Below are 15,959 nucleotides of genomic sequence, written 5' to 3'. Positions count from 1 at the left end.
GTTATGAGTCGTACACGTTTTAGCGCATCTTTGCTTAAACCCCGTTATTGGTTGCATTGGTTGGGGGCAGGGTTATGGTTTTTATTGGCACATTTACCCTACGTATGGCAAATGTGGGTGGCGCGTAAGCTGGCACCTTTGTTGTATTTAAATAAAAAACGCATTAATTATGCGCGAGTCAATATTGCACGTTGTTTTCCCGAAAAATCTGCCACTGAGCGCGAGTTGTTGTTAAAGAGCAACACCGAATCGATGATGGCCGCAGTTTTTGAAACCGGCATCGGCTGGTTTTGGAGCAGTAAGCGGCTGCGTAAATTGCATAGCATTGAAGGGGTTGAGCATATTCATCAAGCCGAGCGCGATGGCGTGGGCGTACTGTTGCTTACAACGCATTTTAGTACGCTTGATATTGGCAGTGCTTTTTTAGGTTGCAATATAGAGTTTGATGGCCTGTATCGCCCTCATGGCAACAAGGTGTATGACTACTTACAGCGCAAAGGACGTGAGTCTTACTGTGTGACTGGTGAGGCGATTCCCCGCGATAATATTCGGGCGATGATTGCTAAGCTGCGCAAAGGGCGTGCCGTTTGGTATGCGCCGGACCGCGACTTGGGTGAAAAAAATAGCGTGTTTGTTAATTTTTTTGGTGTTCCAGCGGCCACGGTTACCGCCACCAGTAAAATTGTCAAACTGGGCCGCGCGCGGGTTATTCCGTTTACGCAGGTTCGTTTGAATGATGGCTCAGGTTATAAGCTGACGATTCATCCACCGCTTGATGGTTTTCCAAGCGGTGATGATATTGCTGACACGCAACGGATCTCAGATTTCATGGCCGAGCAAATCGCCAAGTGTCCCGAGCAGTATTTTTGGGCGCAGCCGCGTTTTAAAACGCGCCCGCCAGGCGAGCCTGATTTTTACCGCTAATATATTGTTATCGAGTTAACCTTGATGGTCTGCCGTTAAGCTTTGTTGCGCGGTGCTAAGTATCGCCATAAGCGTTTAAGCGGTAGCTTTCGGCGCCTTTGTTGATTCCCTCAAACGCACGCACGCGCAGCTCCAGACTTGGGTTTTCGGCTGTTGTGCGGGTTGCAATGTGTTCGGCCAAGCACTCGACGGTGGTGTCGGTATCGATGATGTAGCAACAGCGCTTGGGCAGTTGCAGGGTAAACGCGCCTTGCTCGGAGGTGTAGGCAAAGTCGATGTAGTCGGTGCCGTTAATGCTCGGCTCGGCGCTGATGTCTTCACGGCTGCCAATGTAAATATCGCGCCAGCGCTCGGCCCATTGGGCTTCGAGTCGAGCTGATTTTTCTCCGTCAGCCCAGATGTCAATGCGTGAGCGGTGACCGTGGGCGATGCGCTGGCAGTTGCCGTCGTGTTTTTTAAGCCCGTGCGAGTAGTGATAAAACGCACCGTCGATCTGTTCAATACTAAAACTTAATTCCAGCTTTTTGATGTCGTCGGTGAAGGCGCTTTTGAGTTGTTGCTCGCACCAGTGGGCAATGCTATTGGGGGTTAATACTTCGGCATCGACCAGCGCGATAGCTTGGCGCGGGCAGCGGGTATGGATATGGCTGCCATCGTTTAGAGTCCAGGTGATGTCCAGCTGGTCGCCGTTTGTTTTAATGTCAATGTTGGGGGCGCGGGCAGGTACCGCTAAGCGGTGGTCCAGTTCGGTGTCGAGCCAGTTGCGGACAATTTTCTTTACCGTGCCAAAGTCGCACACCATGCTTTGATCGTCGAGGTCGCCGTGCAGGCGAATATTGGCCAGCCAAGTTTCTCCTAATAAGCCGCGAGAGGCATCTAAGAAGCTAAAATCTACATTGGTAAGGTTGTCGACAAACAGCAGCATAAGGGATGGGTCCGAGGTCGTTAATGCCTCGCATAATAACAGATCCCGGCGACAATCGCCGCCGGGTCAGCGTGTTAATAAAAACAGCGCTTAAAGGGCTTTTAGGGCCGCATCGTAGTTAGGCTCGTCGGCGACTTCGGCAACTAGCTCAGAGTAACTGACTTTACCGTCGGCATCGATTACCACTACGGCGCGGGCAGTTAGGCCAGTCAGTGGGCCATCGACAAATTTTACACCGTAATCGTCGGCAAAGCTTGAGCGAAACGCCGAGCCGTTGGTGACATTGTCTAAACCTTCTGCGCCGCAAAACCGTGCCTGGGCAAACGGTAAATCTTGTGACACACAAATAACGGTGGTGTTATCCAGTTTGCTGGCCTGCTCGTTAAAAGTGCGCACAGATTGCGCGCAGGTTGGTGTGTCGACGCTAGGGAAGATGTTCAACACGACTTTTTGTCCCTGCAGATCTGCTAGGCTCAGTTCAGATAAATCAGGTTTAACCAAAGTGAAAGCTGGTGCGGCGCTGCCATTGGCCGGTAGCGCGCCATTGGTGTTGATGGGGTTGCCTTTTAAAGTAACTGTAGCCATATAAAACTCCGTGCGGTGTGGGGTAAGTAAGTATGTGGGCATTGCTGATGTTATTGTGGTGACGAATCTATAAAATTCAATGGCCAGATTGTCGGCCCTTGAATTGTTAGCTCATCTAATCCGGCAAATTGAAAATCACCCTCTAGAAATTGACAGAGCTATGACGTCTACAACAACAGTTTCGCGCTTTAAGCGTTTTTTAATAGCAGTCGAGCGCATTGGGAATCGCCTGCCTAGCCCTGCGTTATTGTTTGTTTGGCTGGCGGCGTTGATTGCCGCGGCTTCGTGCTTGGCGAGCGCCGCTGGCTGGCAAGTCAGCTTGCCCAGCGGTGTGGTGGAGGCGCGCAATATCGTGTCGGCCGATGGATTGCGCTGGGCACTAGCGACTATGGTTGATAACTTTGTCGGCTTTGCCCCTGTAGGGGCGGTGTTGGTCACTATGCTGGGGCTGGGCGTGGCCGAGCACTCTGGGTTGTTGCGTTGCGTGTTGTTGCGTTTGGTGCGCCGCGCCCGTGGCCCGCTATTAAGCTTTATGGTGGTACTGGCGGGTATTTTATCTAATCTGGCTTTTGATGTCGGCTATGTATTGCTGATCCCTTTGGCTGGGGTGTTGTTTCAGCTGGCAGGGCGTCCACCATTGGCGGGTATTGCTGCGGCGTTTGCCGGTGTCTCGGCCGGCTATAGTGCAAATTTATTACTGGGGCCGGCCGATGTGATTTTGGCCGGTATTACCCAAGAGGCCATGGCTGGAGTGGCGTCTGGCTACCAAGTGAGCGTAGCCTCTAATTATTACTTTACCGCGGCTTCAACCTTAGTACTGGCGTTGATGGGCGCGTGGGTGACCGAGCGCTGGGTGGCGCCTTTTTTGATGACCACTAGTGCGCCGGGCTTGGACGTCGAACAGGACGCGCAAGAGCTGGCCGCCATTCAGGAAACCCCCGATGATGTTCGTGCGCTGTGGGCAGTAGCGGGGTGGACACTGTTTTTTGCTGGCTGGGTACTGTGGGCAAGTGTCGCGATCGATGCGCCATTGCGCAGCGTTGATGGCACACTTGAGTTAGCCATGTTAGTGCCGCTTATCGCTATTTACGCAGCCATCGCAGGGCTAATATTCGGACGTTTAAGCAAGCGTTACCAAGCGGTTGGCGATATGGTCGCCGGTATGGAGGCGGCGATGACAACGCTTGCCAGCTATTTGGTGATTATGTTTTTTGCCGCGCAGTGTGTGGCTTGGTTTAATTGGACCGGTTTAGGGGCGCTTATCGCGGCCAGCGGCGCGGCGTTACTCAGCGGGCTTGAAGGGCAGAGCGTGCTGCTGTTAATGGGTTTTATTATGGTCAGCGCGATGATCAATTTATTTGTCGGTAGCGCCTCGGCTAAGTGGGCGCTATTAGCGCCAGTGTTTGTGCCCATGCTGTATTTATTGGGGGTGAGCCCAGAACAGGCGCAAATGGCATATCGCATTGGCGACAGCAGTACCAACATTATTACACCGTTGATGCCGTATTTTGCGGTAGTGGTGGCGTTTGCCGCGCGCTATCGCAAAAATTGCGGTATGGGAACGCTGGCAGCCATGATGCTGCCTTACTCGTTGAGTTTTTTATTGGGGTGGTCTGTGTTGTTTGCGGTTTGGTTACTTATTGGCCTGCCTCTTGGGCCGCAAGCATAAGAGTGTGTTTTAGCTAACAAGCGGCCTTGCAATCGGCTTTAAAACTCAGGATAATGCGCGGCCTCGACAGACTCGTTTTGTCGCTGCAATGGTGGCCCTGTCGGTCCCCTCGCAATGGTCAACCGTGAACTCCGCCAGGCCCGGAAGGGAGCAACGGTAGCGGTGATACCATGTGCCGGGGTGTGGCTGGCGGGGTCGCCTCCATCTTCTCTTCGCTACCTCCTTACTCTGTGCTTTGTAACACTCCGGCCCCGTATTTATTTGTATCTGGGACAGCTATAATCCCCAAGCTTACGACTAACAAATCGAGGAAGGCATGAGTTATCAGGTCCTGGCCCGCAAGTGGCGCCCCCGTACATTTCGCGATCTCGTGGGGCAAGAGCTTGTACTTAAAGCGCTCATCAATGCGCTTGATCACGATCGACTGCATCACGCTTATTTATTTACCGGCACTCGTGGCGTGGGTAAAACCACCATCGCGCGTATTTTGGCTAAATGTTTAAACTGTGAAACGGGTGTTAGCTCTGAGCCCTGTGGTCAGTGCTCGTCGTGTATAGAAATTGCCGAGAACCGCTTTGTTGACCTGATTGAAGTGGATGCCGCGAGCCGCACTAGGGTAGAAGATACCCGTGAGTTACTCGATAACGTACAATACGCCCCAACCCGCGGCCGCTATAAGGTGTACCTGATCGATGAGGTGCACATGCTCTCGACCCATTCTTTTAATGCCCTGCTTAAAACACTAGAGGAGCCGCCACCACACGTTAAGTTTTTATTAGCGACCACCGATCCGCAACGTTTGCCGGTGACGATTTTATCCCGCTGTTTACAGTTTAATCTTAAAAATATGACGCCCGAACTGGTAACTGGCCACTTGCAGCACGTGCTTGAGGCCGAGATGGTGCCGTTTGAGCAAAGCGCCTTGTGGCAGTTGGGACGAGCTGCCGATGGCAGTATGCGTGATGCGTTAAGCCTGACCGACCAAGCCATTGCGTTTGGCTCGGGTAAAGTGGTTGAGGCTGATGTGCGCGCTATGTTGGGCACCATCGACCGCAGCGCTGTTTACGATATGGTGCAAGCTCTCACCGCCGGCAACGGTAAACAGGTGTTAGATGCGGTGGCACAAATGGCCGAGCACGCGCCGGATTTTGCCAGCGCGCTGGCTGATATTCTGTCTATATTGCATCGGGTGGCCATTGCCCAAGCGCTACCCGAGGCGGTAGATAACAGCCACGGTGATCGCGATCAGATCTTGCAGTTGGCGCAGCAGTTACCCGCCGAAGACGTCCAGTTGTTTTATCAAACCGGCTTAATTGGTCGGCGAGACTTGCCCTTGGCGCCCGACCCACGCGCGGGACTAGAAATGGTGTTGCTGCGGATGTTGGCATTTCGCCCCCAAGGTGTGGCCGATGTACCCACTCGAGCACTGGCGGCAGACTCGCCTAACACTCCCCATGGCGCGAGTGCCCAGGTCGCTAGTGTCACGCCAGAAGCAGTCGCACCTGCAACCCCTGCTGCTGAAGCCACAGCCGCAACAGTTAATCCAGATCTAGGCCCCGATAAGGTAAGCCAAAGTCCCGAGACTCAGCCGGTGTCGAATGCGCCACAAAGCTATGAGGTAAATAACTCTGTTGTGGATGCTGTGGCAGACAGTAACGTGTCATCTGAGCAAGAACCGCCTGAGTCTAATACCGCTGAGCCTTCCATTGATAAACCTCTTGTCGATGAATCGCCTGCCGCACAGTCGCACTCCCCAGAGGCTCTTTCTAATGAGCCGCAACCGCAAGAGTCTAACGTCGCGGGTAGCCAAGATTATGAGTCCGGTGACGAATTAGGCTCTCAGGCCGCCGCTGAATACGAACAGCTGTCCAATCAAATGCCGTCCTATGAGACGGAGCCCGATTTGTCTCAGCAAGCTTCGCCGCCCGCGCCCGCTACAGAACAGCCGTCTACCGAGACGGCACCGGCACCGGTGGTGGATGTACCTTGGCAAGTGGATGACGTCGCGCCAGCAGCGCCTGCGACACAAGTTGCCACTGCCGCGCCGGTGCTTAAATCGGCCCCGGAGCCGATTGCAATGGTAAGTTTGGCCGATGCTACGCCGCTGCGCTGGCCTGAAATTTATTTAGGTTTAAGTGTTGGCGGCGTGATGCGTAATACGGCCTCCAATTGCGAGTTGGTGGGACGCCAGGGTAACCAGCTGCACTTTATATTGGATGAGCGCAACAGCAGTCTTTACGATGAAGGGCATCAGCAGCGCTTGGCGGATATTCTGAGCGAATATTTTGGCGAGCCAGCATTAGTGATGATTCAATTGGGACCGGTACAAACCGAAACCCCAGCGCAAATTGCCACGCGTAAACAAAGCGAACGCTATGAGCAAGCGGTTGAATCGGTGAAGTCAGACCCCATTGTGCAGCAGTTGGTTGAGCATTTTGCCGCAACCTTAGACGAAGGCACTGTTGAGCCAATAGATACTAAGTAAACGCACCATTAAACGAATAGAAGCAAGAGGTAGCAGCATGAAAGGCATGGAAGGTTTAATGCAACAGGCGCAGCAGATGCAAGAGCGCATGCAACAAATGCAAGAAGAGCTAGCCCGCGCCGAGGTTGTTGGTCAGTCAGGTGCCGGTTTAGTGTCAGTCACCATGACCGGGCGTCACGATGTTAAAGACGTTAAAATTGATGCCAGTTTGCTGCAAGAAGACAAAGAAGTGTTAGAAGATTTATTGGCCGCGGCGGTTAATGATGCTGTGCGCCGAGTTGAGGCTAACAGCCGCGAGAAGATGTCGGATATGACCTCGGGCATGAGTATGCCGCCCGGTTTTAAAATGCCGTTTTAAGGCGCACGTATTTTATGTTTAGCCCGCTTATAGATGAATTGATGCACGCCTTAAAAGTGCTGCCCGGCGTTGGTCCCAAAAGTGCTCAGCGAATGGCGTTGCAATTGTTAGAGCATAACCGTGAGGGGGCCTCGCGCTTGGCCGATAGCTTGCAACGCGCGGTTGAGGGTGTCGCTCGCTGTGGTCGTTGCCGTACCTTAACCGAACAGCCACTGTGTGGTGTGTGTGCCAGCGAGCGGCGGGATAACACGTTGTTGTGTGTTGTGGAGACGCCTGCGGATGTGCTCGCTATCGAACAGGCAGGCAGTTATCAGGGTAAATATTTTGTGTTGCTTGGGCACTTGTCGCCAATCGATGGTGTGGGGCCCGAAGATATCGGCATAGATCAATTGCTGGCGCTGTTACAAAGCGAGCCGGTCAGTGAAATTATATTGGCCACTAACCCTACGGTTGAGGGGGAGGCCACCGCTTATTATATTAGTGAGCGAGCCAAACAATCTGGCATTGTGGTGTCGCGTATCGCCCATGGCGTGCCTTTAGGTGGCGAGCTTGAATACATTGATGGCGGCACGTTGGCGCATGCTTTTAGCAGCCGTCGATCACTTTAAATCGAATGCCGCTTGTCTTGGGCGTACATATCTTATTAGGTAGTTATGGCTATTCCTTCAGATCCTATTTGGATTGATAATCTCGATGCACTAACCGAACTTTGTCAACGCTGGCGCAGCCAAGCCGCAATCGCGGTTGATACTGAGTTTATGCGTACGGATACCTTTTATCCGATCGCGGGGTTGATCCAAATTGGTGACGGACAAGGTTGTTATTTAATTGACCCGTTAGCTTTTGATGATTTAACACCCCTCACCGAGTTGATGCTGGATGAGCAGGTGATTAAAGTATTGCACGCTTGCTCGGAAGATTTAGAGGTGTTTAACACCTTATTAGGCGCCGTACCTGGGCCGATTTTTGACACTCAAATTGGTGCCGCCTTTGCCGGTTACGGCTTTTCGTTGGGTTACGCAGCGCTCGCCCGCGATTTATTGGGGGTGGATATTCCCAAGGGTGAAACACGCTCAGATTGGTTACAGCGCCCCTTAAGTGTTGCGCAATTAAAGTACGCCGCATTAGATGTCGCCCATCTATTGATTGTTTATGGCAAGTTGCTGCAAAGCTTAAAAACCGATGATCGCCTAAGTTGGGTAAAAGCTGATTGCGCCGATTTAGTGGCGCAGGCGCGGCAGCCAGTCGATTTAAACGCTTACTTTTTTCGGGTTGGCTTGGGCTGGAAGTTGCAGCCTAAGGGCTTGGCGGTGTTGCGGGCATTAAGCCATTGGCGCGAAGCCGAAGCTCGGGCGCGTAATATCCCGCGCAATCGGCTTATGAAAGAGCCGCAGTTGTACGAGCTGGCGCGGCAAATCCCCGATAATATTAACCAGCTTAAACGAATCGAGGGTATGCCTAGGCGTACTATCGTCGAGGATGGCGAAACGCTGTTAGATATTATTGCCGAGGCGTTAACACAAACACCTGATCAATGGCCCGCAAAATTTGACCCACCGCTGGCTCGTGAATACGCCCCTTGGATGAAGGCACTTAAAGGCTATGTGGTTGCTCAGGCCGAGGCCCGCGAGTTACCGCCCGAGGTGTTGATCCGTAAAAAAGAGTACGAGGCTATTGTGCGCAGCGCCGTAGCGGGTGAACCACAATTGCCAGGGCGATTAAACGGTTGGCGCTTTGATGTTATTGGTGCCGGGTTGCTGCAAACAGTACAAAAGCTTTGCGCCGGAGAAAGTATATGAAGGTCGTTTGTCAGATATATCGCAGTAAGCGCGAAGAGGGCATGTATTTATACTGTCGCAAAGAGGATGGTCTAGAAAAAGTGCCCGAGCCTTTGCGTAAACGCTTTGGTATTGCCGAGCCCGCTATGGTATTGCTACTCGATGGCAGCCGCCCGCTCGCTCGTGTGGATGTGAACAAGGTGATGGCCAGTTTAGATGACGCTGGTTATTACTTGCAGCTGCCGCCACGTCCAGAGTCGGATTTTCAAGTCAATAATATTCAACAGCACAACAGCAAACTGTAATGGCGGCACGAGTTTTTTGGCAAGAGAAATCATTGGCACAAATGAGTCCCTCGGAGTGGGAGTCGGTGTGCGATGGCTGCGGCAAGTGTTGCTTACACAAGTTAGAGGATGAAGATGATGGCGAGGTGTACTACACCGCAGTGGCGTGTCAGCTGCTTGATACCGACAACTGCCGGTGCAGTGATTATTCCAACCGTAAGGCGCGGGTGCCTGATTGTTTAACCCTGACACTTGCCGATCTTGCCGAATATGAGTGGTTGCCCAGCACTTGTGCGTACCGGTTGTTGGCCGAGGGTGAGTCGCTTCCGCCTTGGCATCCGTTGTTTAGTGGTGACCCTGATACCATTCACCGAGCGGGGATGTCAGTGGCGGGTAAAGTCGTGCCGGAGCAGCAAGTGGCCCCCGATGATCTAGAAGAGTATATAATTCATTGGGTTATGTAATTAATTAATACTAAGGAGCAGCGCTTGAGTGAGTCAATGATCGCTTGGAGTGTATATCTGGTTGGTGCTTTATTACTTGTGTTGTTTGGCTGGCGGATCACTCGGCCGTTAACACGTTACCCACAATGGTTGTTTACGGTATCGATTGCGGTATTGTTATTTACGCCTTTTAGTCTAAATTTAGAAAATCACCCAAGCGCTTATGCCCCGGCACTGTTTGTTGCTGTACTAAACAGTATGTTTTTAGGTGTCGAGGCGGGTCTCGATGCAGCCATTACCCTTGCGTTAATTTGGCTGACTGCATTGGTGCTAACTTTAGTGCTGTTGTTGCTGACTCGAAAACGTCAGCGCGGGGCGCCAGCCGATACGGCAAAGTAACCGCCAGCGCCAAAATAATAACTTCATTATAGCGGCCCAGCCGCTGTGCGAGTGCCGTGAAATGCTAAACAATCACCTGACATATCGCTCTACTCTTTGGGTTCGTATTAGTTGCGTGCTTATCTGTACATTGTTGGTATTGTCGGCGTACGCCGCCGAAACTAACGATGATGCGTCGACAGCGGATATTCGATTGTTGATTGATGTCTCGGGCAGTATGAACCAATCGGACCCACAAAACTTACGCGCCGAAGGACTGGTGTTATTAGCCAAAATGTTGCCGGCAGATACCCGTGCGGGGGTATGGAGCTTTGCCGGTAACGTTAAGGAAGTTTCGGTACTGGAGCCGGTCGATAATCGCTGGCGCTTAGCGGCTCAAAACACATTGCAAGAACTGCGCGCGGTAGGGCAGTTAACCGATATTGGGGCAGCGCTTTCACGTGTGGCACGTACGCCTAAAAATGCAGAGAGTGCACATATACTGCTGTTAACAGACGGTAAAGTTGATGTGCATGCTGACGCCGAACGCAATGTGCGTGAACGCACGAGCATTCTTACCGAGTTGCTGCCCAATTTAATCGCCCGTGGGTTTGTGATTCATACCGTTGCTTTATCAAATGATGCCGATGCCGAGCTGTTGCAAGCGATCGCAGTGGCAAGTGCCGGCGAGCACCGAGTGGTGACTAACCGCGACGAGTTGGTGTCGGTGTTTGTTGATATTCTGGATCAAGCTGTGCCCCCGCAACGCTTGCCCATGAGCGGCGATGGTTTTTCGGTGGATGCGAGCGTCAATGAATTAACAGTGCTGATTTATCACGCCGATGCTAACGCTGTACGTCCGCACTTACTTGATCCTGATTTGTTACCCGTCAGTGCTAAGCAACTCCCGACCAACGTCCGCTGGTTGTCTCGTCCACGCTACGATTTAGTGACTATTACCCAGCCTAAAAAAGGTCGCTGGCAATTGGTGAATGATGCCACCGATGCTCGCTTGACCATATTAACCGACTTAACATTGCAGGTGCAGCCGCACGCTAAGTCGCTATTGTCGGGCGAGCCATTGAGTTTGAGTTTTGTTTTGCGAGAGCGCGGTCAGGTGTTAACAGAGGGCGAGCTTCTGCAAAATATTCGGGCAGATCTGAATGTTAGTGCTTATCAGGATGACGGGGCATTAGGTGCAGCCGAAGCGCAAAAGATAACGTTGCGGCCGGCCGATGATAGCGGCCGTTTTTTGTTGCACACCAACGCCCCTAAAAAACCGGGTCAGTATCAACTTAAGTTGCGTGTTGATGGCGCTACTTTTGCGCGTGAATATCAGCGTCAGCTTGAGGTAGAGCCAGTCTTTACCGTAGAGCTTAAAAAACATATAAAAGAATCAACAGCTGAAACTACAGCAACCTCGTCCGTTGTTTATCATATTGTAGTGACGGGCGCCTCAACGCTGAATGCAGAGCAAACTGAAGTGGTGGCTCACATTAAAGATTCTACCGGCGCTAATGCTCTGCGAGCGCTTAAACATTTACCCGAGGGGCTCTGGGGGCTAACCGTAACCCCCGAGCATCGCGGCCGTTACGTGATCGAGCTGCAGGCAAAAGGCATCGATAATAATGGTCGAGAATTTTCACAAACGCTTGCGCCGTTGTACTTTTCTTACCCCGCCGAAGGTGACCCGAAACCAGTCGCTGTCGATGACACCTTGATCGCGCTCGAGCAAGCTTTGACTGCCGAGCGCGAGGCTTTAGCCCGTGAGCGAGGGGAGCTTACCCCTGCGCCGGTAATCGAGGTTGCCTCCTCAATAAGTAGTTCGGTTGCCAGTATCGCCAGCGTTACGCCAGTACCAGAAACTACAAAAAGTGAGGGGGGCAACAGTTGGTTGATTGCGTTGGTGGTGCTCTTTAATATTGTGTTGCTGGGGTCGATCTATTGGTTGTATCGACGCTTTAGTGGCAAGTCGATGGAGTCGGACCTCGACGTTATTGAACAGCAGCTTCGTGATAATGAAGGGCATGAGGCACAAGTCGAAAGCTCCGAGGCTGAGTTGCCGGCCGGGGCCTTTGATGATGTCTTTGCCGATTTGGGTGAAGTCACACCGGCAGCTCCAAAATCAACTGAATCTAAGTCTGAATCTGAGGCAAGCGAGATGTCCGATATGATTCAGCTAGATGATGACGATATGTTGGCTGCTCTGGGAGACCTAGTGGACTTTGATACGCCGGATCCAGAAGCTGATGATCTAGACGCTAGTGATGCAAACAGTAATGATAAGGATCGTGAGTGAGTGATTCGCTATCAACACGAGCGCTATGGCTTCCCACTGTGGCTGAATACCCCGATGTCACACGGCAGTTTCGGCAATGGGGACAGAAAGTTAAATGTGGTAAAAAAGATCGGGTGTATGGTTTGCATGAAGCTGACCAACTAGTAGCGGCCGCGCGAGTGTTAGAGCCAGCTGCAGACCAGTTTTTGTTGCGCAGCTTAACTGTTAACCCTGAGTATCGACGTCGTGGCTTAGCGCGTGATTTGATGCAGCGCATATTGTGCCAGGCACGCGAGCCGACGCTTTACTGTTATGCCTTGGATTATTTACAAGATTTTTATTTAAGTCTTGATTTTAATGAGTGCGATGTAGCCGCAGTGCCACAGGCCATCGCTGAGCCATATCAACGTTATCGCGAGCGCGGTAAGTCGTTTGTGTTGATGGGCTGGCAAGCCGAGTCGTTATCTAAGGAGCCATTGAGTGTGTGAACTGCTGGGCATGTCGGCCAATGTGCCAACTGATTTATGTTTTAGCTTTACCGGTCTATTGCAGCGCGGTGGCGGTACAGGCCCTCATCGTGATGGCTGGGGCGTGGTTTTGTATGAGGGGCGTGGTATTCGCGCGTTTCGCGATTGGGCGCCAAGTGTAAGCTCGGAAATTGCTCAGCTGGTAAGTCGCCTGCCACTGAAAAGCTGTATTGCGATTAGTCACATCCGCGAAGCCAACGTCGGCGCTGTTAGTCTAGAGAATACCCACCCGTTTGTACGCGAGCTGTTTGGCCGCAATTGGACATTTGCCCATAATGGTCAGCTGGCCGATAGCCATGAGTTGGCGCTGGGAGATTTTGTTCCGGTGGGTAGCACCGATAGCGAACGCGCTTTTTGTTGGTTGCTGGCACGTATTCGCGAACGCTTTAGCGACAGCGCTACAATTGAGGCTGACGAACCCGCTTATTGGCAACAGTTACATCGCTGGTGCAATGAGTTAAGTCCGCGTGGCGTGGCGAATTTTTTGTTTAGCGATGGCCGCTATCTGTTTGCTTATTGCGCTACCAAACTCAGTTGGATTACCCGACGTGCGCCATTTGGCGAAGCGCGTTTGTCTGATGCCGACCTTACGGTAAATTTTGGTGAGCACACCACAGATAGTGATATTGTCACTGTCATTGCAACTAACCCGCTGACCACTAACGAGGCCTGGCAAGCTATGTCGGCAGGGGAGTTTATAGTGTTTGATAAAGGCGAGGTGGTGTTCAGCTTAAGTTAATTTATGTGCGCTATAGTGCACATAAATTATGGTAATTGAAGGAGTGTTGGCGATGAATCATGGATGTTGTACTCAAACTTTTTTGGTGGTTGTTTTATTTTTCCTGACCGCATGCGGGGGAGATGATAATAATACGGATGCAGAGATTTCTCAGGTTTTAATTTCAGCAGTGGTTGAGGGACAAGGCTCTGTTGCTCCTTCCGAGCATTTAGCAATGGAAGGCGATGAGGTTGAGTTTTCTTTGCATGCCGAAGCTGGTTATAAGGTCGCTTCGGTGACAGGTTGTGACGGAAGTTTGGCTTCGTCAGCGAATAACGAATCTACATATACTATCGCGCCAGTTAAAGAAGGTTGTAATTTTACTGTAGCATTTGAAGCAAAAACAATCATTAAGCCTAGCCTTAATGTGACGTATCAAGCCAATAAAAAACAAGAGTTTAGCTGGGCATCTACCGGAAATGCTTACTATCGGCTGATTGAACAGACCGCCATGGGGGATGAGCTTGTCTTAGCGAACAATATCCCTTGGGATGAAACCCGTTTTGAGCGTTCGCACTTGATTCCTGCACATATAGGGTCAAGTTATCAAGTCCAAAGCTGTACTGCACAGGATTGTGCTTTGTCTGAGTGGGTTGTGGCGGATGGAGAGGCAGTTGATTCTGTGCATACCCTTGCCCAGCCTTCGAAAAAAGATTTTTTGTCGTTAGCGCTCGGTCAGGTTTTACATGTTAATAAAGATGCTTCTCGTATCTTTGCTGTTGCCTCCTATATTTCTGATGCATTTATTGATTATCAGCCCTCAGATTTGATCGTCTATGGAGGAGTAGAGAAAGAGCTGGGAGGGGTTGAGCAAGTAATTCCTTTCGCTCGAGTGGTTAATTTTTTAGTAAGTGAAGATGAGAAAAATCTATTTGTTCTTTTGGCGCCAAGCTTGAGCACTAGCACCGATGAGTGGGCTGTTGAATGGTATAAAGTTTTTGATGATTCCTGGCAGTTACATAAGGATCTGCGAGGGTTTGTCGAAGGGCGAATTAAAAATATTGCGCTTAGTGGTGATGGCAATATATTGACCGTTGCGCATTATCTTAATGATGCTGATTCGGCTGAAGTGGTAGAGATTTTTCAAGTGGATGATGAGCTGACCTCTTTAGGAGTGATCACTCCGGAGATTGGTGATGTAGATGACGCTTATGGTTCAAAAATGGCATTATCTTACAGTGGTGATATTATCGTTGTTGGGGCTCCCGGCGAAGATAGTGCACTGAACGATGGCTTGAGTGAGCCTAACAATAACGATTTGAACCAATCTGGCGCTGTTTATGTTTTTAGTAAAAAAAATGACGTATGGCAGCAACAGGCGTTTCTCAAGGCGTTAATGCCAGATGGCCGTTGGTCTGATTGCTATGATAATTATTGTAATGATAGTGATCAGCCAGAGCTTTCATCTGGAGATGGTTTTGGCTGTTCCGTAGATGTTAACGCCACAGGTGATGTTATTGCTGTTGGTGCCTGTGAAGAGCAAAGAGGGCAGGGCGCCGTTCATTTATACCATTTGGATGTTGGGGGCAGTTGGGTCCATCAGCAACGTTTACAGTTGGCGTATGCTGACTCTAAATTGTGGTTGTCACCGTCAGATTATGAGGGTGGGGATCAATTTGGATACAGCCTCGATTTGTCTGACAGCGGTCAACAGCTTATCGTCGGTGCCCCCTATGAAGAAAGTGTAGCGGTGGGGTTTAATGGCGATGAATCCGACAACGCTCTAAAAAATGCCGGTGCAGCTGTATATTTTCAACAAATCGATCACGTTTGGCAGCAGGTTACATACATTAAACCGCCGCAAGGTGCAGAAGGGTCGTTCTTTGGTTATGCTGTCTCCTTAAACGAGGGTGAGAACGCTACTTTAGTTGTCTCCAACACGAAAGGAATTTATGTTTATTGACCTCATTATATATTTAGCTATATGTGCTATTTAGATAATTAATTGTCGCTGAGGTTGAGTATGTTGATATGATTCAAATATAGTTTATATATCACTAAGGGGATTTTATGGATATTGATATTGGCATTAATCAAGATGATCGTGGTCAGCTGGCCGAAGGCTTGTCACGAGTGTTAGCCGACACCTATACGTTGTACCTAAAAACCCATAACTTCCACTGGAACGTGAAAGGGCCGATGTTCCAAACACTGCACCTGATGTTTGAAACCCAGTACACTGAATTGGCGATAGCCGTAGATGATATTGCCGAGCGTATTCGCTCGTTAGGTTACCCTGCCCCAGGGACTTATAAGCAATATTCCGAATTGTCGTCTATCAAAGAGCAAGAGGGTATTCCAACGGCCAAAGAGATGATCTCGCTACTGGTCGAGGGACAAGAGGCTGTTGTTAAAACCGCACGTTCGCTTTACCCGCTGGTTGATAAAGCGCGGGACGAGGCCACAGGTGATTTACTGACTCAGCGTATCCAGCTGCATGAAAAAACCGCTTGGATGTTGCGTTCACTGCTCGAAGAGTAATCAGTTAACACGCCGCTGGGTATTTTACCAAGGCGGCGTGTTGCCTACGTTTTTGATTCATTACCT

The 15,959-nt window shown here is 50.8% G+C and carries 16 protein-coding genes and 1 other RNA gene; 15 read left to right on the top strand and 2 right to left on the bottom strand.

The window, feature by feature from the left end:
- Positions 1 to 3: 3 nt before the first annotated feature.
- The gene (lpxL, locus tag GILYN3_RS07700) at positions 4 to 924 is read left to right on the top strand and encodes an LpxL/LpxP family Kdo(2)-lipid IV(A) lauroyl/palmitoleoyl acyltransferase (protein ID WP_049722300.1); all 921 of its coding nucleotides are present in this window, start codon (positions 4 to 6) and stop codon (positions 922 to 924) included.
- A gap of 55 nt (positions 925 to 979) precedes the next feature.
- Here the strand turns inward: lpxL and GILYN3_RS07695 are convergent, their stop codons facing one another.
- Both GILYN3_RS07695 and tpx read right to left on the bottom strand, forming a co-directional pair.
- Complete coding sequence (locus tag GILYN3_RS07695; protein WP_049722299.1) at positions 980 to 1,849, bottom strand: 6-carboxytetrahydropterin synthase; 870 nt, start codon at positions 1,847 to 1,849, stop codon at positions 980 to 982.
- A gap of 90 nt (positions 1,850 to 1,939) precedes the next feature.
- Positions 1,940 to 2,434 (bottom strand): thiol peroxidase, encoded by a 495-nt coding sequence (gene tpx, locus GILYN3_RS07690; protein ID WP_049722298.1) that lies wholly within the window; start codon positions 2,432 to 2,434, stop codon positions 1,940 to 1,942.
- Positions 2,435 to 2,594: 160 nt separating this feature from the next.
- Between tpx and GILYN3_RS07685 the strand changes: the two genes are divergently transcribed.
- The 14 genes from GILYN3_RS07685 to GILYN3_RS07625 all read left to right on the top strand — a co-directional run bounded on the left by GILYN3_RS07685 (position 2,595) and on the right by GILYN3_RS07625 (position 15,893).
- Complete coding sequence (locus GILYN3_RS07685) at positions 2,595 to 4,103, top strand: AbgT family transporter (RefSeq protein WP_049722609.1); 1,509 nt, start codon at positions 2,595 to 2,597, stop codon at positions 4,101 to 4,103.
- 98 nt (positions 4,104 to 4,201) lie between these two features.
- Positions 4,202 to 4,298: signal recognition particle sRNA small type (gene ffs / locus GILYN3_RS16475), an RNA gene on the top strand.
- Positions 4,299 to 4,419: 121 nt separating this feature from the next.
- A complete protein-coding gene (gene dnaX / locus GILYN3_RS07680) occupies positions 4,420 to 6,588 on the top strand; it encodes a DNA polymerase III subunit gamma/tau (RefSeq protein WP_049722297.1) in 2,169 nt (722 codons plus the stop codon).
- Positions 6,589 to 6,625: 37 nt separating this feature from the next.
- The gene (locus GILYN3_RS07675; protein ID WP_049722296.1) at positions 6,626 to 6,946 is read left to right on the top strand and encodes a YbaB/EbfC family nucleoid-associated protein; all 321 of its coding nucleotides are present in this window, start codon (positions 6,626 to 6,628) and stop codon (positions 6,944 to 6,946) included.
- Positions 6,947 to 6,960: 14 nt separating this feature from the next.
- Complete coding sequence (gene recR, locus GILYN3_RS07670) at positions 6,961 to 7,554, top strand: recombination mediator RecR (protein ID WP_049722295.1); 594 nt, start codon at positions 6,961 to 6,963, stop codon at positions 7,552 to 7,554.
- Between the two features lie 45 nt (positions 7,555 to 7,599).
- Entirely contained in the window at positions 7,600 to 8,745 is a 1,146-nt protein-coding gene (gene rnd, locus GILYN3_RS07665) for a ribonuclease D (RefSeq protein WP_049722294.1), read from the top strand.
- Positions 8,742 to 9,029 carry a YcgL domain-containing protein gene (locus tag GILYN3_RS07660; RefSeq protein ID WP_049722293.1) on the top strand — a complete coding sequence of 96 codons (288 nt, stop codon included), beginning with the start codon at positions 8,742 to 8,744 and terminating at the stop codon, positions 9,027 to 9,029. The genes rnd and GILYN3_RS07660 overlap by 4 nt, the downstream gene beginning before the upstream one ends.
- On the top strand, positions 9,029 to 9,472 hold the full coding sequence (locus GILYN3_RS07655) for a YcgN family cysteine cluster protein (protein WP_049722292.1): 444 nt from the start codon (positions 9,029 to 9,031) through the stop codon (positions 9,470 to 9,472). The genes GILYN3_RS07660 and GILYN3_RS07655 overlap by 1 nt, the downstream gene beginning before the upstream one ends.
- Positions 9,473 to 9,496: 24 nt before the next feature.
- The gene (locus tag GILYN3_RS07650) at positions 9,497 to 9,850 is read left to right on the top strand and encodes a hypothetical protein (protein WP_157484873.1); all 354 of its coding nucleotides are present in this window, start codon (positions 9,497 to 9,499) and stop codon (positions 9,848 to 9,850) included.
- Positions 9,851 to 9,911: 61 nt separating this feature from the next.
- A complete protein-coding gene (locus GILYN3_RS07645; protein WP_049722290.1) occupies positions 9,912 to 12,128 on the top strand; it encodes a VWA domain-containing protein in 2,217 nt (738 codons plus the stop codon).
- Positions 12,125 to 12,595, top strand: a complete 471-nt coding sequence (locus tag GILYN3_RS07640) for a GNAT family N-acetyltransferase (protein ID WP_049722289.1) — start codon at positions 12,125 to 12,127, stop codon at positions 12,593 to 12,595. The genes GILYN3_RS07645 and GILYN3_RS07640 overlap by 4 nt, the downstream gene beginning before the upstream one ends.
- On the top strand, positions 12,588 to 13,373 hold the full coding sequence (locus GILYN3_RS07635; protein WP_049722288.1) for a class II glutamine amidotransferase: 786 nt from the start codon (positions 12,588 to 12,590) through the stop codon (positions 13,371 to 13,373). Before GILYN3_RS07640 ends, GILYN3_RS07635 begins: the two co-directional genes overlap by 8 nt.
- Before the next feature lie 52 nt (positions 13,374 to 13,425).
- Positions 13,426 to 15,315 carry a hypothetical protein gene (locus tag GILYN3_RS07630; protein WP_049722287.1) on the top strand — a complete coding sequence of 630 codons (1,890 nt, stop codon included), beginning with the start codon at positions 13,426 to 13,428 and terminating at the stop codon, positions 15,313 to 15,315.
- 107 nt (positions 15,316 to 15,422) lie between these two features.
- Positions 15,423 to 15,893 (top strand): Dps family protein, encoded by a 471-nt coding sequence (locus GILYN3_RS07625; protein ID WP_049722286.1) that lies wholly within the window; start codon positions 15,423 to 15,425, stop codon positions 15,891 to 15,893.
- Positions 15,894 to 15,959 lie beyond the last annotated feature (66 nt).

This window comes from Gilvimarinus polysaccharolyticus (genome assembly GCF_001187555.1).
In the GTDB taxonomy this organism is placed as follows: domain Bacteria; phylum Pseudomonadota; class Gammaproteobacteria; order Pseudomonadales; family Cellvibrionaceae; genus Gilvimarinus; species Gilvimarinus polysaccharolyticus.
Note: the sequence above shows the minus strand (reverse complement) of the source record. Positions and strands in the feature narration are given on the sequence as shown.